At 58.4% G+C, this 20315-nt stretch carries 18 protein-coding genes and 1 pseudogene; 6 read left to right on the top strand and 13 right to left on the bottom strand.

Features of this window, described 5'->3' with window-relative positions; genetic code table 11:
* Positions 1-110: 110 nt before the first annotated feature.
* From recC to rppH, 9 genes are all read right to left on the bottom strand, one after another.
* Positions 111-3485, bottom strand: a complete 3375-nt coding sequence (recC, locus tag BJF97_RS23850; protein WP_032694700.1) for an exodeoxyribonuclease V subunit gamma — start codon at positions 3483-3485, stop codon at positions 111-113.
* 12 nt (positions 3486-3497) lie between these two features.
* The gene (locus tag BJF97_RS23855; protein ID WP_032694701.1) at positions 3498-3821 is read right to left on the bottom strand and encodes a prepilin-type N-terminal cleavage/methylation domain-containing protein; all 324 of its coding nucleotides are present in this window, start codon (positions 3819-3821) and stop codon (positions 3498-3500) included.
* Complete coding sequence (locus tag BJF97_RS23860) at positions 3806-4219, bottom strand: DUF2509 family protein (protein ID WP_032694702.1); 414 nt, start codon at positions 4217-4219, stop codon at positions 3806-3808. Before BJF97_RS23860 ends, BJF97_RS23855 begins: the two co-directional genes overlap by 16 nt.
* Complete coding sequence (locus BJF97_RS23865; protein ID WP_032694703.1) at positions 4216-4779, bottom strand: prepilin peptidase-dependent protein; 564 nt, start codon at positions 4777-4779, stop codon at positions 4216-4218. Before BJF97_RS23865 ends, BJF97_RS23860 begins: the two co-directional genes overlap by 4 nt.
* A complete protein-coding gene (locus tag BJF97_RS23870; protein ID WP_032694704.1) occupies positions 4770-5237 on the bottom strand; it encodes a prepilin peptidase-dependent protein in 468 nt (155 codons plus the stop codon). The genes BJF97_RS23865 and BJF97_RS23870 overlap by 10 nt, the downstream gene beginning before the upstream one ends.
* Before the next feature lie 220 nt (positions 5238-5457).
* Positions 5458-6252 carry a thymidylate synthase gene (gene thyA, locus BJF97_RS34420; protein WP_004124584.1) on the bottom strand — a complete coding sequence of 265 codons (795 nt, stop codon included), beginning with the start codon at positions 6250-6252 and terminating at the stop codon, positions 5458-5460.
* Between the two features lie 6 nt (positions 6253-6258).
* On the bottom strand, positions 6259-7134 hold the full coding sequence (lgt, locus tag BJF97_RS34425) for a prolipoprotein diacylglyceryl transferase (RefSeq protein WP_014226659.1): 876 nt from the start codon (positions 7132-7134) through the stop codon (positions 6259-6261).
* A 295-nt stretch (positions 7135-7429) separates the two neighbouring features.
* Positions 7430-9676: a phosphoenolpyruvate--protein phosphotransferase gene (gene ptsP / locus BJF97_RS23890; protein ID WP_014226660.1), complete on the bottom strand. Its 2247-nt coding sequence runs from the start codon at positions 9674-9676 to the stop codon at positions 7430-7432.
* Positions 9677-9688: 12 nt separating this feature from the next.
* A complete protein-coding gene (rppH, locus tag BJF97_RS23895; protein ID WP_004124593.1) occupies positions 9689-10219 on the bottom strand; it encodes an RNA pyrophosphohydrolase in 531 nt (176 codons plus the stop codon).
* A gap of 453 nt (positions 10220-10672) precedes the next feature.
* Here rppH and BJF97_RS35545 point away from each other — a divergent pair.
* The 5 genes and pseudogenes from BJF97_RS35545 to BJF97_RS23915 form a co-directional block, all read left to right on the top strand.
* Positions 10673-10813: pseudogene (locus tag BJF97_RS35545) on the top strand (hypothetical protein); the annotation flags it as partial.
* An 88-nt stretch (positions 10814-10901) separates the two neighbouring features.
* Positions 10902-11597 (top strand): DNA mismatch repair endonuclease MutH, encoded by a 696-nt coding sequence (gene mutH / locus BJF97_RS23900; RefSeq protein WP_014226661.1) that lies wholly within the window; start codon positions 10902-10904, stop codon positions 11595-11597.
* An 81-nt stretch (positions 11598-11678) separates the two neighbouring features.
* Positions 11679-12392 carry a TerC family protein gene (locus BJF97_RS23905; protein ID WP_004105253.1) on the top strand — a complete coding sequence of 238 codons (714 nt, stop codon included), beginning with the start codon at positions 11679-11681 and terminating at the stop codon, positions 12390-12392.
* 124 nt (positions 12393-12516) lie between these two features.
* Positions 12517-12735 (top strand): YgdI/YgdR family lipoprotein, encoded by a 219-nt coding sequence (locus tag BJF97_RS23910; RefSeq protein ID WP_004105255.1) that lies wholly within the window; start codon positions 12517-12519, stop codon positions 12733-12735.
* Positions 12736-12972: 237 nt separating this feature from the next.
* Complete coding sequence (locus BJF97_RS23915) at positions 12973-14013, top strand: NADP(H)-dependent aldo-keto reductase (protein ID WP_014226662.1); 1041 nt, start codon at positions 12973-12975, stop codon at positions 14011-14013.
* Between the two features lie 99 nt (positions 14014-14112).
* Here the strand turns inward: BJF97_RS23915 and lplT are convergent, their stop codons facing one another.
* Both lplT and aas read right to left on the bottom strand, forming a co-directional pair.
* Positions 14113-15306 carry a lysophospholipid transporter LplT gene (gene lplT / locus BJF97_RS23920; RefSeq protein ID WP_032694706.1) on the bottom strand — a complete coding sequence of 398 codons (1194 nt, stop codon included), beginning with the start codon at positions 15304-15306 and terminating at the stop codon, positions 14113-14115.
* Entirely contained in the window at positions 15299-17458 is a 2160-nt protein-coding gene (aas, locus tag BJF97_RS23925) for a bifunctional acyl-ACP--phospholipid O-acyltransferase/long-chain-fatty-acid--ACP ligase (RefSeq protein WP_032694707.1), read from the bottom strand. Before aas ends, lplT begins: the two co-directional genes overlap by 8 nt.
* A 622-nt stretch (positions 17459-18080) precedes the next feature.
* Between aas and galR the strand changes: the two genes are divergently transcribed.
* Complete coding sequence (gene galR / locus BJF97_RS23930) at positions 18081-19097, top strand: HTH-type transcriptional regulator GalR (RefSeq protein WP_014226665.1); 1017 nt, start codon at positions 18081-18083, stop codon at positions 19095-19097.
* Here the strand turns inward: galR and BJF97_RS23935 are convergent.
* Both BJF97_RS23935 and BJF97_RS23940 read right to left on the bottom strand, forming a co-directional pair.
* Entirely contained in the window at positions 19058-19537 is a 480-nt protein-coding gene (locus tag BJF97_RS23935; RefSeq protein ID WP_032694708.1) for a GNAT family N-acetyltransferase, read from the bottom strand. The two genes, galR and BJF97_RS23935, sit on opposite strands and share 40 nt — an antisense overlap.
* Positions 19534-20307 carry a GntR family transcriptional regulator gene (locus BJF97_RS23940; RefSeq protein ID WP_004105268.1) on the bottom strand — a complete coding sequence of 258 codons (774 nt, stop codon included), beginning with the start codon at positions 20305-20307 and terminating at the stop codon, positions 19534-19536. The genes BJF97_RS23935 and BJF97_RS23940 overlap by 4 nt, the downstream gene beginning before the upstream one ends.
* Positions 20308-20315 lie beyond the last annotated feature (8 nt).

Genomic DNA, 20315 nt, shown 5'->3' on the forward strand with positions numbered 1-20315 from the left:
AACAAACCTGGCGCTGCATAATTGGCAGCCTTTATAAACATCAGTCCGTGATTCGTTGCGCATCATAAATGAACTGCCATCCAGTGCGCAATTTTTATACTATTACAATGTTATTCGGACTGATGGAAACGAAACACCGGTAGCAAATAACGCTGCGTTTGCGTCAGGATCTCTTCATAGTATTCCGCTTCCAGCGTGCGCCACAGGCGCTGATACCAGACGTCGGCACCTTCGCCGCTGACCACCATGTTCCCTTCATAAGCCTGAAGAAATTTACTGCGCGCTTTTTGCTGCGTCTCTTCGTCCATTAACATGACATCCTTTTCGGCGTCATAACAGACTTTTAGCCATGCGCCGCCGCTTTCCGGCAGCAGCAGCAGCGGTTTGGACATTCCCTGCAGGTAACCGTCAACCAGATCGTTGAGGTAGCCCTGGGCCTGCTCCTGCGCCAGCGGTGGAAAACGCCACTCGCCCTCTTTGCGCACAAACAGCCGACTTTCGCCGGTTCCGCCGCTAGCACAATAGACAAGATGCTCCAGCCAAAGTTGCATCCCCTGCGCCACGCTTAATAGCGAAGGCCGCCAGCGCAGCAAACCGTCGGATTGTACCTGCTGCAGCCAGCCGGTGATGTTGACTCCGCTGCATTGCAGATCGATTTCCATGCTCTGCCCCGGCTGGCGGCAGGCGATCACCCGTTCGGCCAGATTTTGCATCTCCTGCCGCTGGGTCTCCCAGGCCAGTTCGCCGAACGCGCCATAGGGTAGCTCGCCGGCGGCACGGAAGCGGCGATACATTGCCGAGGCGTCCTGCTGCTCAATCAGCGTATTGAGCAGCTGCTGGTTCAGCTGATAGCGGCTCAGCCCTTCGAGGGTAAAAGGTTCATCGTCGGGGATCTCGCTCTCCTCCGAGCGGAAATTCACCCGCAGCCGCTGCTGAAAGAACGCGCGAACAGGATGCTGCCAGAAGCGCAGCAGCTGTTCGAACGGTAAGTGATCGATGTCCGGTACCGGTAGCGGCTGGATGAACGCGCCGTGCGCTTCCCCCTGCTGGCTGGCGGCCGCCAGCCATTCCCGGGCATAGCTTTGATCTTCATTAGCCAGAAAATTGGCGGCATCGAAAGGCATGCGGGTATGCAGATGCGTGATGTGCTCTTTGACCCGCCGTTCGCTGGCATCGCAGTCCAGCTCTTCGTCCCCTTCCAGACAGTGGCTCTGGCCGATGTAGTCCGCCAGCTCCTGAACCAGAACGGAGGGATAGCGCTCGCTATTGTCCTGAATGGAACGGCCGATATAGCTGATATAGAGCTTCTGCTCGGCCGACATCAGGGCTTCAAGGAACAGATAGCGGTCGTCGTCGCGGCGGCTACGGTCTCCGCGCTGCGGCTTCTGGCTCATTAAATCGAAGCCCAGCGGCGCCAGGGTGCGCGGATAAACGCCGTCGTTCATCCCCAGCAGGCAGACCACCTTGAAAGGAATCGAACGCATCGGCATCAGGGTACAAATGTTAACCGGGCCGGCGAGAAAGCGCTGGCTGATGCGCTGCTGATCGAGCCTCTGGGACAGCTCATCGCGCAGCAAAGAGAGCGGTACCGTTTCGCCATACTGCGCGTCGACGCCGCCGTCAATCACCGCCTGCCACTGCTGTTCTATCAGCGCCAGGGCGGCTTCCGTTTCGCTGTCCGGAAGGAAGAAGTCGTTCAGCAGGTCGCGGCATACCGGCAGCCACTCGGCTAATGGGCGATCCTGGGCCAGCCCGCGGCGCCAGAGATTAAGCTGCATCAGCAGCGATGCCAGGTTGCCCACCAGCTCGGCGATAAGCCCGCTCGACTCATCATAAGGCAGCACCGAGCGCCACTCCCCTTCGCTGCTGTCCATGGCGTAGCCCAACAGCATACGCGTCAGGCCAAAGCGCCAGGTATGCTGGCCGGTAGCCGGGAGATCGAGTTCACGCACGTTGTCGTCATCCATTCCCCAGCGTACGCCGGATTCGTTAACCCACTGGCGCAGGTAGCGTAGCCCCTCTTCGTTAATGTTAAAGCGCGCGGCCAGCACCGGCACATCCAGCAGCGCCAGCACGTCTTCGCTGGCAAAGCGGCTGTCGGGCAGCGAAAGCAGGGTGATAAACGCCTGCAGCGCCGGATGCGATTCGCGGGCCCGCCGGTCGGATATCGCCCACGGCAGCCAGCGCTCGCCGCTGGCGCTGCCGAAGACCGCCTGAATATAGGGGCTGTAGCTATCGATATCCGCCACCATGACGATAATATCGCGCGGCGTGAGCTCGGGATTCTCTTCGAGCATCGCCAGCAGCCGGTCGTGCAGCACCTCAACCTCGCGCTGCGGGCTATGGCAGACATGAATCGTCAGGCTGCGGTCGTCCGCCGCCAGCAGCCGCTTGCTGCGGCTGTTGGCAAACTCCTCGGCGCTGCGCCCGGCCACCGCCGCATTACGCAGTTCGAGAATATCCGCCTGAAGATTATGCAACAGGTTATCCGGCGCGATATCGACAAAGGCGTCCAGCTCTTCATAGCGCTCAAGACCCGCCAGCAGGTAGATATAGTCGCGCCCCAGCTTGCCCCAGGAGGCCAGCAGCGGATTGCCGACATCCTGTTCCCCGGCATCGTTGAATAACCCCGGAGCCTGTTGCGTATCGCGAAACAGGGGCAGCTCTCGCGTCGTTTCGCGGTGGTGGCGGCGCTGGCGGGAGAGCAGCTTTGCCAGAAATGCCGGATCTTTAATGTCGCCCCAGTAGTAGCGGCACGGGTTAGTGAAGAGAACATATACATCGACATGCTTACCCAGCGCCTGGAGCGCCTGCAGGTATACCGGCGGCAGCGCCGAAATCCCGCAGATAAACACCCGCGACGGTAGCCCGGCGGGCGGCTGTTCGGCGGCCTCAAGCGCGCTGATAAAGCGTTGGTATAAATTGGCGCGATGCCACAGCGGCTGGCCCAGCTCAGCGGTATATTCCACCAGCGCTTTCCACAGCGGCGCCTGCCACTCCTGCGCGTCTCCAAGCCCGTCAACGCGCTGGTCGGCCTCCCAGCGCATCAGCCACTCGGGGCGATAAACCAGATACTGGTCATAGAGATCCGCCACTCTGGCGGCCAGCTGAAACAGCTTGCGCTTGTCGCTATCGTCGTGCAGATAGTGGCGCAGTAGCGTAAAGGCTTCATCGTTCAGCCGCTGCGGTAGCAGGGTCATGAGTTTCCAGCTCATACTTTGCTTGCTGAACGCGCTTTCTCCGGGAATATCTTTTAACACCCGCACGAACATGTCCCAGATAAAACTGGCGGGTAGCGGGAACTCAATGTTGGCCGCAATCCCGAAGCGCTGCGCCAGCGTCATCTGCAGCCACTGCGCCATCCCGGTACTCTGTACCAGCACCATTTCCGGCATAAAAGGGTCATCCAGCCGCTGGCGCTCGACGATGAACTCCATCAAGGCTTCAAGCACATCCAGACGGTTTGAGTGGTACACCCTTAACATATTCGCTCCTGGCTACTGACTGACCGGGCAGTGCAGCCGGGTCATCTGCGCCCGCCTGGCTGCGGGCATCGTGATCGTTACCGTGATGCTGACACATCTTTGCACCGATGTCTGCATGCGGGATACCTGGCGATTCTCGGGAATCACCGGTGGGCTAAGCTGACTGAATCGCCACGCATCGCGCCACAGCTGACGGTACTGGTTGAGCTGCATAAAGCCGTTGGCCAGCCCACGCTGATAGCCCGCCAGCGCAGTCACGGTTGCGATAAGCAAGACTAAAGCCAGCAGCGTTTCGGGCAGGCTAAACCCTCTCTGCCACCTCAGGGCATCTGGCATAGGCTCGCCTCCTTTAACGGGCAAAAATCGCTCCAGCCGTGGGACGAAAAACGGACGCGGTTTTGTTCGATTGCGCCTGACTGCCACAGCAGCATGCCGCCGCCACCGCTGCCGCCAATCAGCAATACCGAGGCGTCGCTAAAGACTCGCAGGCAGGCGCGCCAGCCGAGCGCCGCGTTCTGCTGGCAGCTAACCGTTTCCTGAAGCGGCCAGACGAGCCCCTTTCCCCACTGCAGCGCGGAATGCGCGTCAGCGGCATCGCCAAGCGCCCGCGTTTCGCTGGCCGTCTGCGCTAACAGCGAACGCTGCTGCTGGTGCAGCCCCTGGAGTAATAGCGTGCCGAGCGCTAACAGCAGCAGCACCATCAGCAGCGAAGAGAGCCCGCGCTGGCGATTCACAGGTTATATCCCGTTACGCCGTATTCCGCCCGCGCGCGGATTTGCGGGTCGGCGACCGAGTGCGCCGCAAGGGTAATCGATAATTCAGGCGCGAAGCCCGCCCTCTCCAGGCGCGTAACCTGAAACGCGGTGATCTGAATCGCCGCCGGGTTGGTCATTTTCTCCCAGCCTTTGCCGCTGCAGGCGCTTGCGCCGCGCAGGGTTTCCAGCGCGCCATCGCGCAGGCGAAACCCGGTGGTATCCGATTCCGATGACGGCGCGCTATTCCAGACGCCATCGCTGTTGCTATCCCAGCTCACCAGCAGGCAATCACCGCCCTTTGCGATATACAGCGCCTGCCCGTAACAGCGGCCGCGGCAGTATCCGGCGCGCTGCAGATGCTTCGCGACGGTGTAGATTCGCTGCCAGAGCTCATTTTCCAGCGACTGCTGCCGGGTCTGGCGAAGCGCGGCCCACTGCAGCGCCGGAAGAAAACGCGCGCTGCCGAGCAGCAGCACGGAGCTGATGGCCATCGCGATCAGCGTTTCCGGCAGGGAAAAGCCGCGCTGTTTTACAGACACGATGCCGTCTCCTCGCCGCGACACAGGCGGATGCGCCCCCAGTGAGAAACGATAATGTTCCAGCCGCCCGCCGCGCTTTGCAGGCGGATATGCCCGGCCCAGGCGGTATTACGCAGGCCATAAAACCCCAGCCCCGGCGTCATCGCGCTGAGCGAAACCTCCGGCCATAGCGGTTGCAGCGTGAAAGCGTCCCTGAGGAGACAGTCGGCCATCGCCCCGCTGGCGCTCAGGCACCAGCCCTCCGCGCTTTGGCCGACGCTTAATACCCTGTCGCGGTTGTGCCAGTTGGCGTCATCGCGTAGCAGTACCAGGTAGTCGCGGACCTGGCAGGCGGTTTGCCACAGGCGCTGCTGCCGTTGCCAGCTCTGCCAGCCGTACAGCCCGCTGGCGCCGAGAATGACAACCACGACCATGGTGAGCAGGGTTTCAATCAGGGTATAGCCATGTTCTCTGTTCATGGGTCGAGTATGCGGAGCATTGAGGCTTTATTCGAACGGTAAAATACGGGTTTGCGGCGCGCGCCGGAGAGTATTAAAGGCGTTGCAGCGGGTTTCAACAGTGCAGGAAATCTGCTCGCAAAAAAGCGTTCCGTCGGGGGAATAAAGCTGGCCGTCGGCCCGGCTGAGGCATAAAAAAACCGGCGCTCGCAGGCGCCGGTTTTTCGTCGTCACTTCCGGATTAAATCGCCACCGGCGCTTTAATCCCCGGATGCGGGTCGTAGCCTTCGATTTCGAAGTCTTCAAAACGGTAGTCGAAAATCGATGCCGGCTTACGTTTGATCACCAGCTTCGGCAGCGCCCGCGGTTCGCGGCTCAGCTGCAGATGCGTCTGCTCCATGTGGTTGCTGTACAGGTGCGTATCGCCGCCGGTCCAGACAAAATCGCCCACTTCGAGGTCGCACTGCTGCGCCACCATATGCACCAGCAGCGCGTAGCTGGCAATATTGAACGGCAGGCCGAGGAATACGTCGCACGAGCGCTGATAGAGCTGGCAGGAGAGCTTGCCGTCGGCGACGTAGAACTGGAAGAACGCGTGGCACGGGGCCAGCGCCATTTTGTTCAGCTCGCCGACGTTCCATGCCGAGACGATAATCCGGCGAGAATCCGGGTCGTTTTTCAGCTGTTCCATCACCGTGCTGATCTGGTCGATATGACGGCCGTCCGGCGCGGGCCAGGAGCGCCACTGCTTACCGTAAACCGGCCCCAGATCGCCGTTTTCATCCGCCCATTCGTCCCAGATAGTGACGTTGTTTTCGTGCAGATACGCCACGTTGGTGTCACCCTGCAGGAACCACAGCAGTTCATGGATGATGGAGCGTAAATGACAGCGCTTGGTCGTCACCAACGGGAATCCTTCCTGCAGGTTAAAACGCATCTGGTGACCGAAGATGGAGACGGTGCCGGTACCGGTGCGGTCATTTTTTTGCGTGCCCTCATCGAGCACTTTCTGCATCAAATCAAGATACTGTTTCATGGTTCCTCAAGAATTTTGTTGCTGCGGACGACAACGGTACGCCCAGACCATCATGATGATACCCGCAAGCACCATCGGAATCGAAAGAATCTGCCCCATGCTGATGTACTGTACCCAGCCGCCGGTAAACTGGGCATCGGGCTGACGGAAGAACTCCACGATGATGCGGAACAGACCGTAGCCAATGAGGAACAGGCCGGAAACGGAACCGGCCGGACGCGGCTTGCGGATAAACAGGTTCAGGATCAGGAACAGGACGACGCCTTCCAGCGCCAGCTCATAGAGCTGCGAAGCATGACGCGGCAGCGCGCCGTAGGTATCGAACAGCGATTGCCACTCAGGATGCGACGGCAGCAGCGCCAGGTCTTCCGCCCGAGAGCCGGGGAAAATCATGGTGTAGTGGAAGTTCGGATCGACGCGCCCCCACAGTTCGCCGTTGATAAAGTTGCCCAGACGCCCGGCGCCGAGGCCAAACGGAATCAGCGGCGCAATGAAGTCGGAAACCTGGAAGAAGGTACGCTTCGTGCGTTTGGCGAAAATGATCATCACCAGAATCACGCCGATCAGGCCGCCGTGGAAGGACATACCGCCGTCCCAGACGCGGAACAGATAGAGCGGATCGTCGAGGAACACCGGCAGGTTGTAGAAGAAGACATAGCCAAGACGCCCGCCGAGGAAAACCCCGAGGAAGCCGGCGTACAGCAGGTTTTCAACTTCGTTTTTTGTCCAACCGCTGCCCGGACGATTGGCCCGACGGGTGGCCAACCACATCGCAAAAACAAACCCAACCAGGTACATCAGACCGTACCAGTGCAGGGAGACCGGTCCAATGGAAAAAATTACCGGATCAAACTCCGGAAAATGCAGGTAGCCACTATTCATCTGTCACCATAAACACTTGTTATTCCGCCGAAAGTGGACAGCGGGGATCGTTCGCGCGCGTCAGAAACGGGCGCTCCAAAGGCTGCGAATGATAGCATAAGCGCGAAGGGCGATCCGCGCCGGACATGTAAAAGATATGTATACGAATGCGAATTCGCGGCTGAGCATTCCCGGAGGCGGCGCGCTGCGCCTGTCCGGGCTACCTGACCCTCAGGCCGCCCGAACCTCGTCAGCGTAGTCCCGGGTCACGGCTAACGCCTTACCCGGGCTACAAATTCATGAACCGTAGCCCGCGCTAGCGGCCGCCGCGAATCAGGCCGCCGAGTCCGCGTCGCTCCATAAAAGCCGCGACCTGATGGCGCACTTCGGCGGTCATCTGCGCTTCCAGGCTACGCTGGGAAAGCTCCTGGGCTTCATTGATATCGATGCGCCGCAGCAAATACTTCACTCTCGCCACCGAACGACCGTTCATCGACAGATGACGATAGCCCATGCCAATCAGGATCGTCACGCACATCGGATCGCCCGCCATTTCGCCACACAGGCGCAGGTCGATACCAAAACGCTCGGCGTCGCGGGCAATCATCGCCAGCGCCCGCAGTACCCCCGGATGCAGGCTGTCATACATACTGGCGACCCGGGTGTTGTTGCGATCCACCGCCAGAATGTACTGGGTCAGATCGTTGGTGCCAACGGAGATAAAATCAACGCGGTTCGCCAGCTGCGGCAGCATAAAGACCATCGACGGCACTTCCAGCATCACGCCAAGACGCGGGCGGGGAATGGCGTAGCCGATCATCTCTTCCACTTCGCGGCTGGCGCGATCGATCAGGCGACGAGCCTCATCCACTTCATCCAGGCTGGTGACCATCGGTAGCAGGATGCTGAGGTTTCCGGTTGCCGCGTTGGCCCGCAGCATCGCGCGGACCTGTACCAGAAAGATCTCCGGCTGATCGAGCGTGATCCGAATACCGCGCCAGCCAAGGCACGGATTCTCTTCGCTGATCGGCATATACGGCAGCTGTTTATCCGCGCCGATGTCCAGCGTGCGCAGCGTCACCGATTTCTCGTTGAACATCTGCAGCATGCCCTGATACTGGGCAACCTGCTCCTCTTCGGAAGGGAAGCCGCTTTGCAGCATAAAGGGGATTTCGGTACGGTAAAGACCGATACCGTCGACGAAATTGCCGAGTTTTTCTTCATGCTCGGGGCTCAGGCCCGCGTTGAGCATGACTTTTACCCGCTCGCCGCTTTTCAGTTCGGAAGCGCGTTCAAGATCGTCCTCGGCCAGGCGGCTAAGCTCGTTCTCTTCGCTGATCAGGCGCTGATACTCTTGCAGCAGCACCGGCTCGGGATCCACCAGCAGCTCGCCGCGATAGCCGTCGACAATCAGCGTATGGCCGTGCAGCAGCGAAGGCTGAATATCCGCCCCCATCACCGTCGGAATGCCCAGCGCGCGCACCATAATCGCGGCGTGGGAGTTCGCCGCGCCATCGCGCACCACCACGCCGGCTAAACGATCCTGAGGAACCTCCGCTAAGGTGGTGGCCGACAGTTCATCCGCCACCAGCACGATGCGCTCCGGCCAGGTATTGGGCCCCTGGATACTGTCATCGAGATGGAAAAGCAGCCGCTGGCCCAGCGTGCGCAGATCGCCCGCGCGCTCTTTCAGATAGCCGTCGCTGAGCGCGGCAAACTGTTCGGCGAATTTCTCGATGATCTTCTTCACCGCCCATTCGGCCACCGCGCCTTTATCCACTTCAGCGAACAGCTCGCGGCGCAGGCGCGCGTCGGAAAGCAGGTGCGAATAGAGGTCAAAGATGGCCGCCGTCTCTTTCTGCGCGCCGGCAGCGTAGCGTTTGCTGTAGCGGCGAAACTCATTCGCCGCCTCTTCCAGCGCGCCGGTCAGCCGCTCGCGCTCGGAAGCGGTATCGAGCGTCGAGGCTTCATAAACCTGCTCCATCAGCGGCAGGCTGACGTCCATCCAGCCTTCGGCAATCGCCACGCCTGACGAGGCGGGCAGCGCGCGGATGCGGGTCTGACGATATTGACCAAACAGCGCGTTCAGCTGGGATTGAGAGAGAATGCCGGCGATTTGCGTGGCCAGGGTGACCAGGAAGGACTCTTCGCTTTCGTCAAACTGGCGCAGTTCGCGCTGCTGCACAACCAGCACGCCGAGCAGCTGACGCCGCTGGATAATCGGCACGCCGAGGAAGGCGCGAAAGCGGCCCTCTTTGACCGCGGGAATATATTTAAAGCTGGGGTGCTTTTGCGCGTCGGCGAGGTTAATGGGTTCGGCCAGGCGGCCAACCAGGCCCACCAGACCTTCGTCAAAAGCGAGCGCAACGATGCGCCCGCGCGGCTTTTTCAACCCGCGCGTCGCCATCAGGTAATAACAGCGTCGGTCATTGTCAGCCAGATAAACCGAACAGACTTCCGTCTCCATCGCGGCGCAGATATCGGTGACCAGGATATCCAGCGCCTCGTTTAAACGCGGCGCACTCGCGACCTTCTCGACTATTTCTCGCAACCGAGTGAGCATAATGTGCGTGGCTTAACCTCTTTTACGTCGATATGCAGGCGCGCTTTGCGGCTTAGGCGTGCTTTCCGCCAGCGCCATGGTGACGCTGGCAAACTCTTTCATCACCCTGCGGTATACGTCGCGCTTAAACGACACCACCTGACGCACCGGGTACCAGTAGCTTACCCATCGCCAGCCATCAAACTCAGGTGTACTGCTGGTTTGCATATTGACATCCGCATCGCTGCCGATCAATTGCAGGAGAAACCACTTCTGTTTCTGGCCGATACATACCGGCTTTGTGTCCCAACGCACCAAACGTTTAGGCAATTTGTAACGCAACCAGTTACGGGTTGAAGCAAGGATCCGCACATCTTTACGGCTTAGCCCAACTTCTTCGAACAATTCCCGATACATCGCCTGCTCTGCTGATTCCCCTGGATTTATGCCCCCTTGCGGGAACTGCCACGAGTGCTGACCATAGCGCCTGGCCCACATAACCTGGCCCTGGCGATTACAGATTACAATACCGACATTTGGGCGGTAGCCATCGTCATCAATCACCGGACTACCTCAAAATAAGCTTCAATGTGAATGATTGTTTCATACTCGTTGGAAACGGTAAACCACTCTGTGAGGGGGATGAGATCGAATAACATTTGAATAACTCACAGTAATACCCGGAGTTATAAACAGCGAAAGCCATACCCGGACGATTTTATTCACTTTTTCTGTGGATAGAGTTGTGAAGAAGTACGGAATTAACCAGGGAAAACCCGGAATCATCCGAACAGCGTAGCGATAGCACCTGATTATAATGACCTAATTTTCATAAAGTTAGCATGTTAAAATTTCATAATTCACAGTATAACGTGACGATCATCACATAAGAGATCCTGGAACTGATGAAAGATCGAGCAATGTTGGTTTTATCCACAGATTACGCATGTGCTCTGGGCATATTTTGTCTAAAAACTCGATTTTCATCTCACGTCAAGGCTGTAAATGGAAACAGTAGTGGGGCTTTTCCCCAGTTATCCCATTTTTCTGTGGATAACAGGGTGTAAGATCCTGTTCATTGTCGGTGACCAGTTCTGGAAAACCCGGTTTCACCATTTTCACCGCGGCAAAAAATCGCAAAAAAAACCATATGAATCATCAAATTGTCATACTTACTCAAGAAAAGGTAAACTCTATCCACAACGGATGAAATTACTGCTCACTTTTTAGTCAGAGGTTTTACGCTATGCCGACCATCGCGCCGCTCTTATCCCCCCCGCAAAGCCAGGAGCAGCTTCTGGCCCAGGCGCAGCAGCTGGCAGGATATTCGCTGGGGGAGCTGGCCCAGCTTGCCGGGATTCCGATTCCGCGCGATTTAAAGCGTGATAAAGGCTGGATCGGCATCCTGCTGGAGATATGGCTTGGCGCCAGCGCAGGCAGCAAGCCGGAGCAGGATTTCGCCGCCCTCGGCGTCGAGCTGAAAACCATCCCCATCGATTCATCAGGTCGCCCGCTGGAAACCACCTTCGTCTGCGTCGCGCCGCTGACCGGCAACAGCGGCGTCACCTGGGAGAGCAGCCACGTGCGTCATAAGCTCAAGCGGGTACTGTGGGTACCGGTAGAGGGCGATCGCGCGATTCCTTTGGCCGAACGCCGCGTCGGCGCACCGCTGCTGTGGAGCCCCAGCGAAGAAGAAGATCGCCAGCTGCGTATGGATTGGGAAGAGCTGATGGATTTGATCGTCCTCGGCCAGGTCGAGCGCATCACCGCCCGCCACGGCGAAGTGCTGCAGCTGCGCCCGAAAGCGGCAAACAGCAAAGCGCTGACCGAGGCGGTAGGCGCCCGCGGCGAACCGATCCTCACCCTACCGCGCGGTTTCTATCTGAAGAAAAACTTTACCGCCGCCCTGCTCGCCCGCCATTTCCTTCTCTCCTCGAAATAACGGCCTGGAGATGATTAATTTTTTGTTCTGCCGTGGCGGTTGCATATAATCGCATCTTTCTATTTTGCAGGACTTTGAACGATGTTATTTGCATGGGTAACCGATCCTAACGCCTGGCTGGCGCTTGGTACGCTGACGCTGCTGGAGATAGTGCTCGGGATCGATAATATTATTTTTCTCTCTCTGGTGGTGGCAAAACTGCCCACAGCGCAACGGGCCCACGCCCGCCGTATTGGGCTGATGGGGGCGATGATCATGCGTCTGGCGCTGCTGGCGTCAATCGCGTGGGTCGTCAAGCTCACTAATCCTCTCTTTACCGTGCTAGGCCAGGAGATCTCGTTCCGCGATCTGATCCTCCTGCTGGGCGGGCTGTTCCTGATCTGGAAGGCGAGTAAAGAAATTCACGAATCCATTGAAGGCGAAGAAGAAGGGCTGAAAACCAACGTCCATTCATTTATGGGCGCCATCGTGCAGATTATGCTGCTGGATATTATTTTCAGCCTCGATTCGGTGATCACCGCCGTCGGGCTGTCGGACCATCTGTTTATTATGATGGCGGCAGTGGTTATCGCGGTGCTGGTGATGATGGTTGCCGCCCGTTCGATAGGCGATTTTGTTGACCGCCATCCTTCGGTGAAAATGCTGGCGCTGTCGTTTTTGATCCTCGTCGGCTTTACGCTGATGCTCGAAAGTTTCGACGTGCACGTGCCGAAAGGCTACATCTATTTCGCGATGTTCTTTTCGATTGCGGTTGAAAGTCTCAACCTGCTGCGCAATAAAAAAAATCCGCTGTAGCCCGCTAAAATGCAGCCCTGAAACGGGCTGCAATTCTTTTTTAAGACTTAACTGCTTTTTATGTCTCACAAATCAGGCTATTAATATACTGGTACGAGGTGCGGCTATAATAGGGGTGATAGCGATGAAAAAATGGGCAGTATTGATTTCCGCCGTAGGACTGGCGTTCTCGGTTTCCGGTTGCAGCAGCGATTACGTCATGGCAACCAAAGATGGTCGCATGATTCTGACTGACGGCAAACCCGCCATAGACGACGACACCGGCCTTATCAGCTACGAAGATCAGCAGGGTAATAAAATGCAGATCAATCGTGACGACGTTTCGCAGATTATTAAACGTTAAGTCCCGCCGTCAGGTCGCGATTTAGCGTTTTATCGCACCGTTGAGCAGCGTTCTTTATTCTTCAGCATTCAGAGAAAAGTCGGGATACACCTGATCTGTCCGCGAGGATTCATCAGGCCGGATTCCGTCAGCCCGGCTTTTTTGATTTTTTTACTTCCCCTTTTTCTCCCCCTCTGCCATTTTTATATTCCTTTGTCGGGGAACGCCTGACCTTGTTGATAAAAAAGGAAGCCGGCTATGCAGTATCACCGTATCCCACACAGTTCTCTTGAAATCAGCACGCTGGGGCTGGGCACAATGACGTTTGGTGAGCAGAATAGCGAGGCAGACGCGCACGAGCAGCTCGATTACGCGGTGAGTCAGGGCATTAACCTGATTGACGTCGCGGAAATGTATCCCGTCCCGCCGCGCCCGGAAACCCAGGGCCTGACGGAAACCTACGTCGGTAACTGGCTGGCGAAGCGCGGCAATCGCGAAAAGCTGATTATCGCCTCTAAAGTGAGCGGCCCTGCCCGCAATAACGACAGCAGCATTCGTCCTGACCACAAGCTGGATCGTAAAAACATCCGCGAGGCGCTGCACGACAGCCTGAAGCGCCTGCAGACCGATTATCTCGACCTCTATCAGGTACACTGGCCGCAGCGCCCGACCAACTGTTTCGGCAAGCTGGGCTACACCTGGGCCGATTCCGCCCCGGTCGTCACCCTGCTGGATACGCTGGACGCGCTGGCCGAATTCCAGCGCGCCGGCAAGATTCGCTATATCGGGGTCTCTAACGAAACGGCGTTTGGCGTGATGCGCTATCTTCATCTGGCGGACAAGCACGACCTGCCGCGCATCGTGACGATCCAGAACCCGTACAGCCTGGTGAACCGCAGCTTTGAAGTGGGCCTGGCGGAAGTCAGCCAGTATGAAGGCGTGGAGCTGCTGGCCTATTCCTGCCTGGCGTTCGGTACGCTGACCGGGAAATACCTCAACGGCGCAAAACCGGCAGGCGCGCGCAATACGCTGTTCAGCCGTTTTACGCGCTACAGCGGCGAGCAGACGCAAAAAGCGGTGGCGGCCTATGTCGATATCGCGAAGCGGCACAACCTTGACCCGGCGCAGATGGCGCTGGCCTTCGTACGTCGTCAGCCGTTTGTCGCCAGCACCCTGCTGGGCGCGACGACCATGGAGCAGCTGAAAACCAACGTCGAAAGCCTGCATCTGGAGCTGAGCGCAGAGGTTTTAGCCGAGATTGAAGCGGTGCATCAGGTTTATACCTACCCGGCACCGTAAGGCCGTAAAAGCCCCCGGAGGCGATGCTACGCATCTGTCCGGGCTACAAGTTCGTGCCGTTTGTAGCCCGAACAGGCGCGACGCGCCGCCTCCAGGAGATTATTTACGCCGTCCCCAAATCCACAGGGCAGTAATCGCCAGGGCGAATACCACGCCAAAGCCAATCCCTACGCCGACGACAGGAATACCGATGCTCACCGCCAGCGAATAGAGGCCCAGCATCAGCAGCATCGCCACGTTTTCGCCGAGGTTCTGCACCGCGATAGCGTTGCCCGCGCCGACCGTATGTTTCCCTCGCTCCTGCAGCAGGGCGTTAAGCGGCACGATAAAGAAGCCGCCGAACGCGCCGAGCAGCAGCAGCAGGGCAAACGCCGGCAGCAGCGCCTGCTGGATGGCGAAAAAGATGACCGCCACGCCAATCAATATCCCGGCGGGCATGCAGCGCGACACCGTTTCCAGCGTCACCAGCTTCGCCGCCGCGCCGGCCCCCAGCACAATCCCCACCGCCACCATCGCGTTAAGGTAGGTCGGCATGGCGTTGCTGGTAATGCCCAGCGCCGCCGGCACCCACAGCACCAGCAGGAAGCGCAGCGTCACGCCCGCCCCCCAGAACAGGCTGGTGCCGACTAACGAAAAGCGGGTCTCACCGTTGCGCCATAGCGTCGTACAGGCGCTAAAGAAGCTGTGGGTCATCGGCCTGAAGCGCCACGACTGCCCGGGACGCGCCGCCGGCAGCTTCGGGATCCACAGGTTGGCAACCACCGCGCCGGCGTACACCACCGCGCAGACGCCGAGCGCCGCCATGATATGCCAGTCCGCCAGGATACCGCCCGCCATCGAGCCGAGCAGGATCGCTGCAATGGTCGAGGACTCCATCAGGCCGTTCGCTTTCACTAACTTATCGCCGGTGGTCAGCTCGCCGAGAATGCCGTATTTAGCCGGAGAATAGGCGGCAGCGCCGATGCCCACCAGCGTATAGCCAATAAACGGATTCACGCCAAAGCAGATGCACCCCGCGCCGATCAGCTTCAGGCCGTTCGCCACCATCATCACTCGCCCTTTGGCAAAGCTATCGGCAAACTGTCCGACAAACGGCGCGAAGAGAATGTAAGCGCCCACAAACAACATCTGTAATACCGGTTGACTCCACTCCGGGTAGAACAGCTGCTTCATCAGCGCCAGGGTGGCGAACAACAGCGCGTTATCGCCAAACGCCGAAAGAAACTGGGCGCAGATAACCGCCATCATCCCTTTCGAATACAGCGACGTGTTAGTGTGTACTGACTCACTCATCCGAACCTTCCGCCTGTTCAACCATGCCTTTAAGGGTGACAAAGTCCGGCTTGCCGCTGCCCAGTACCGGGAGCTGCTTCAGCCAGCGAATGTCGCGCGGTACCGCCAGCTCCGGTACGCCGTGTTCACGGGCATAGCGCAGCAGTTTTTCACGATTCAGTTCATTATCGGTGGTAAACAGCACCAGCGCCTCGCCTTTGCTGGCATCCTGTTTAATCGCCGTGGCGTGCATTTTGTCCGGCGAAACCGCCAGCGCCACCTGCTCGACCATCTCCAGCGACACCATCTCACCGGCGATTTTAGCAAAGCGCTTCGCGCGGCCCTGAATCCGCACATAGCCCTGTTCGTCAAAGCTGACGATATCCCCGGTGTCATACCAGCCGGCTTCGACTACGCCGTGCTGATTTTCCGCCGCGGGCGCTTCCAGCACGCCGGGATTTTCCACCCGCAGATAGCCGTTCATGATGTTCGGCCCTTTAAGCTGTAAACGGCCCCCCTCTTCAATACCGGGCATGGCCAGCAGACGCGCGTCCATCCCCGGCAAAATGCGGCCAACGGTGCCCACTTTCGCCGCCATCGGCACGTTGATCGATACCACCGGCGCGCATTCGGTGACGCCGTAGCCTTCAAGAATGCGCAGGCCAAACTTGTCCTGCCAGATCTGCTTTGTGCTTTCCTGCAGCTTCTCCGCCCCGGCGACAACGTAACGCAGGCGATAAAAATCATACGGATTCGCAAAGCGGGCGTAGTTGCCAAGGAAGGTGGAGGTGCCGAACAGCACGGTACAGTTGCGGTCATATACCAGCTCCGGCACCACGCGGTAGTGCAGCGGGCTGGGATAGAGAAAGACCTCCGCGCCGGTAAACAGCGGCGTCAGCAGGCCGACCGTCAGGCCAAAGGAGTGAAACAGCGGCAGCGCCGACATAAAGCGGTCGTTGGCGGTAAAGTCGGCAATGGTTTTAATCTGCTCGACGTTGGCCAACAGGCTTTTATGGCTATGCACGACCCCTTTCGGATTACCTTCCGAGCCGGAGGTAAACAGAATCATCGCCGCGTCTTCCGGCTGCTGCGTAACCTGCGCCAGCTTCGGCATCAGCAGATGGCCAAAAATCCACAGCTTATCGGCGGCGGTAACCTCGCCTTTTAAATCTTCGAGAAATACCCAGCGTACCTGCGTCAACTGCTCCGGCAGGTGCCAGAGCTTGCCTTTATCGAGGAAGGTGCGGGAGGTAAAGATGGTTTTGATTTCCGCCGCGGTAATGGCGCTGCTCAGGCCTTTGACCCCGGCGGTATAGTTCATCATCGCCGGGATTCGTCCGCGGGCAATCGCGCCAAAAATCACCGCCGCGCTTATTCCGGCGTTCGGCAGCATCAGGCCGATTTTTTCGCCCTGGGCGCTGTATTTTTCCAGAATGCGCGCCACGAAGAGAGTTTTGGTCAGCAGCTTACGGTAGGTGTCCGGCTGAAAATTGATATCTTCCACGCAGCGTTTGCGCGCGCCGAAGCGGTCCTGGGCCGCCAGCAGCGACTCATACAGCGTTTCGCGCGGGCGCACCGCCATCCGCGCCTCCATCATGATCTGATGCAGCATTTCACCGGCAATTTTACGCCGGTCGCGGGCGCGCGGCGCATCGGGCATCGGCAGATGCGTCGGCGGCAGCAGATGCAGCTGAATGCGCGGGAACAGGCGGCGCTTGACCAGCCCCTTCAGGCGGCTAAAGTGGGTTAGTTCAGCGCCTTCGATTCTCAGCGGCACGATGGTCGCCTGCGACTTCGCCGCCACAAAGGCGGCGCCGTCGTAAATTTTCATCAGCGAACCGCTCACCGAGATCCGCCCTTCCGGGAAAATCACCACCGGGCGCCCCTGCTCAATCAGGCGGACCAGATGTTTTATCGACATCGGTTTGGTCGGGTCCAGCGGCACAAAATCAATAATCGGCTTTAGCGCGCGCATAAACCAGCGATCGCTGATTGAGGAATAGACCGCAAACACCGGGCGCACCGGCAGGAAAAGCGCCAGCAGTACGCCGTCAATAAAGGAGACATGGTTTGGCGTGATCAGCACCTTGTGCTGGTGCAGCGCCTGGGGGTCACCGGTTAACTTGACCCGGTACAATCCTTTGAAAAGTAGTCTGAAAAATCCCAAAAGCATAACAACTCCGTTTGACCGGTTAATCAGTCAAAGCAGGTTACATGAGAAGGGACGGAAAATGCACCAGGAGGAGCGGAATTCAGGACAAAAAAAACCTGCGCATCCGCGCAGGTCGGTGCAAGATAATCAGTACGAAAAGCGTACTTAAAAAACTCACCAATCAATACCTCTGGGATCCTGATTGTCTCGTTTTTCCCGCCGCCGGCGCCAGCCATAAAACGCAAGGGAATGAGCCTAAGTGCAACCAGTTATTACTTTTTTCGTGAACTGTAACAACGGCTAACGGCGGGCAAAAAAAAACCTGCGCATCTGCGCAGGCTGGTGTAATTAAGTGGTCAACCTGAAGTTGACTCCACCTATCAATACCTCTGGGATAGCCAGAGTATCAATGCAATGAATGGGTAAACCAGCGAACATTCGCAACAGCCAATCGCAAAGTGTAAGCAAAGGTGTGAATTGTCCGTTCCCGGAATCATTCTCCGCTCCCCTGTGGGTAACTATTTCACCCGCAACGCTAATCTGCGTCACAATTGCATTAACCCAAAAGTACCAACCCTTGAATCTGCCGCGCTTTCCCGTAACATAAATGCCATGTAAACGCTTACCCTAAAAAAGGCCTGGTATGGCGACTATTAAGGATGTAGCCCGGCTCGCAGGAGTCTCCGTCGCTACCGTCTCCCGCGTTATTAACAATTCACCGAAAGCCAGCGAAGCCTCGCGCCAGTCGGTGGGCGCCGCGATGGAAACGCTAAATTATCACCCCAACGCCAACGCCCGCGCGCTGGCGCAGCAGTCAACGGAAACCGTCGGCCTGGTGGTGGGCGATGTCTCCGACCCCTTCTTCGGCGCGATGGTGAAAGCCGTCGAGCAGGTCGCCTACAATACCGGCAATTTTTTACTGATCGGTAACGGCTATCACAACCTCCATAAAGAGCGCCAGGCGATTGAACAGCTGATTCGCCACCGCTGCGCGGCGCTGGTGGTCCACGCCAAAATGATCCCCGATGACGAACTGGCCTCGCTGATGCAGCAAATCCCCGGCATGGTGCTGATCAACCGCATCCTGCCCGGCTTCGAGCAGCGCTGCGTGGCGCTGGATGACCGCTACGGCGCATGGCTCGCGACCCGCCACCTGATTCAGCAGGGGCACACCCGCATCGGCTACCTCTGCTCTAATCACGCTATTTCCGATGCTGAAGACCGGCTGCAGGGCTACTGGGCAGCGTTAAAAGAGAGCGATCTGCCGTGCAACGATCGCCTGGTGACCTTTGCCGAGCCCGATGAGAGCGGCGGAGAACAGGCGATAACCGAGCTGCTGGGCCGCGGCAGGAACTTCAGCGCCGTCGCCTGCTATAACGACTCGATGGCCGCCGGCGCGATGGGCGTATTAAACGATAACGGGATTGATGTGCCGCGTGAGATTTCGCTGATTGGCTTTGATGACGTGCTGATTTCGCGCTACGTGCGCCCGCGTCTGACCACCGTACGCTATCCGATTGTCACCATGGCGACGCAGGCCGCGGAGCTGGCGTTAGCGCTGGCGGAGCATCGCCCGACGCCGGAGATTACCCACCTTTTCAGCCCCACGCTGGTCCGCCGTCACTCGGTGATTGCGCCCCTCGACAGCGATAAATCGTAGCGGTATAAACTGACGGCGCTGGCCGGATAATCCAGGCCTTCGCCGATATACTGCCAGCCAAAATGCTCATAAAAATCGCGGCAGGCGGAGTAGAGAAATAGCTCGGTATAGCCCTGCGCTCTGGCATATCCGATGACGTGCTGCTGTAGTTTTCCCGCCAGTCCCTGCCCGCGCGCCTCAGGCGCCACGTAGAGCGCCGCCATCCACGGATAGAGATCCTGACGGCTGATTAAATCGCAGCGCCACAGGCCGACGGTGCCCAGCAGCCTCTCGCCCTCCACGGCCACAAAGGTAATGGGCAGCGCTCCCGGCGTCTGGCTATGTTCGACAATGCTGGCGAAGAACGCCCGCGGCAGCGCGTCAGCGCCAAACGCTCGCCAGAGCCACTCCGTTACGCATGAAGCGTGCTGCGGCGCAGCGTAGAGGGGGTGAATAATCATACCAGCTTTCCCTGAAAAATCGGTACCGATTCAAAGAGATAGCCGTCAAAGTCCGGCGCGTCTTCATCGGAGAGCTCCAGCAGGCTGTTTTTGACATTTTCAAGATGCTGCCACATTGCCTGCCAGGCCCCCATCACATCGCGTCGGCGCAGGGCGGCGAGCAGCGTTTGCCGGTCCCCGAGCCACTTCAGCCGGTACGCCCGGCTGGCGATATGCACGTTGAACTGCTGCCACAGCGGGCTGCTGTCCATCTGCAGCCAGATGCGCTCAACCGTCGCCAGCAGCATCTGATTTTGCGTCGCGCCGGCCAGCACCAGGTGAAACAGCCGGGCGTTATCCTGGCTGGTATCGTTGGCGGCAATCGCCCGCTGTTCCTGCTCAATAATCCGCTTCAGGTTATCGATATCGGCGCGGGTGGCCATTTTGGCGGCAAAAGCGGCGATATTGCTCTCCAGCAGCTGGCGGGCCTGCAGGATCTCGAACGGCCCGACGTCGCTGCTCAACATCTGTTCTTCCTCGCTATCGTCCTCGTGCGGGATGCGCATCACGTACACCCCGGAGCCCTGGCGAATGTCGACCGTCCCCTGCAGCTCCAGCATCAGCAGCGCTTCGCGGACGATGGTCCGGCTCACGCCGTAGGTCTCGGCGATATTGCGTTCCGGCGGCAGGCGCGACCCGATGGGATAGCGCCCCTGCGCAATCTGTGCGCGTAAATCATCACCTATTTCCTGGTAGGGTTTCTTTTCCGGCGGAATGATAGCCTTCTCCACAATATCAC

It is taken from the genome of Klebsiella sp. LTGPAF-6F (assembly GCF_001753185.1).
In the GTDB taxonomy this organism is placed as follows: Bacteria; Pseudomonadota; Gammaproteobacteria; order Enterobacterales; family Enterobacteriaceae; genus Klebsiella; species Klebsiella michiganensis.

What these genes read in the sequence shown, in the direction of transcription:
- recC (WP_032694700.1), bottom strand. Translation starts at nt 3,485, where the DNA reads ATGTTAAGGGTGTACCACTCAAACCGTCTGGATGTGCTTGAAGCCTTG.
- BJF97_RS23855 (WP_032694701.1), bottom strand. Translation starts at nt 3,821, where the DNA reads ATGCCAGATGCCCTGAGGTGGCAGAGAGGGTTTAGCCTGCCCGAAACG.
- BJF97_RS23870 (WP_032694704.1), bottom strand. Translation starts at nt 5,237, where the DNA reads ATGAACAGAGAACATGGCTATACCCTGATTGAAACCCTGCTCACCATG.
- thyA (WP_004124584.1), bottom strand. Translation starts at nt 6,252, where the DNA reads ATGAAACAGTATCTTGATTTGATGCAGAAAGTGCTCGATGAGGGCACG.
- lgt (WP_014226659.1), bottom strand. Translation starts at nt 7,134, where the DNA reads ATGAATAGTGGCTACCTGCATTTTCCGGAGTTTGATCCGGTAATTTTT.
- ptsP (WP_014226660.1), bottom strand. Translation starts at nt 9,676, where the DNA reads ATGCTCACTCGGTTGCGAGAAATAGTCGAGAAGGTCGCGAGTGCGCCG.
- mutH (WP_014226661.1), top strand. Translation starts at nt 10,902, where the DNA reads ATGCCGACCATCGCGCCGCTCTTATCCCCCCCGCAAAGCCAGGAGCAG.
- BJF97_RS23905 (WP_004105253.1), top strand. Translation starts at nt 11,679, where the DNA reads ATGTTATTTGCATGGGTAACCGATCCTAACGCCTGGCTGGCGCTTGGT.
- BJF97_RS23910 (WP_004105255.1), top strand. Translation starts at nt 12,517, where the DNA reads ATGAAAAAATGGGCAGTATTGATTTCCGCCGTAGGACTGGCGTTCTCG.
- BJF97_RS23915 (WP_014226662.1), top strand. Translation starts at nt 12,973, where the DNA reads ATGCAGTATCACCGTATCCCACACAGTTCTCTTGAAATCAGCACGCTG.
- lplT (WP_032694706.1), bottom strand. Translation starts at nt 15,306, where the DNA reads ATGAGTGAGTCAGTACACACTAACACGTCGCTGTATTCGAAAGGGATG.
- aas (WP_032694707.1), bottom strand. Translation starts at nt 17,458, where the DNA reads ATGCTTTTGGGATTTTTCAGACTACTTTTCAAAGGATTGTACCGGGTC.
- galR (WP_014226665.1), top strand. Translation starts at nt 18,081, where the DNA reads ATGGCGACTATTAAGGATGTAGCCCGGCTCGCAGGAGTCTCCGTCGCT.
- BJF97_RS23935 (WP_032694708.1), bottom strand. Translation starts at nt 19,537, where the DNA reads ATGATTATTCACCCCCTCTACGCTGCGCCGCAGCACGCTTCATGCGTA.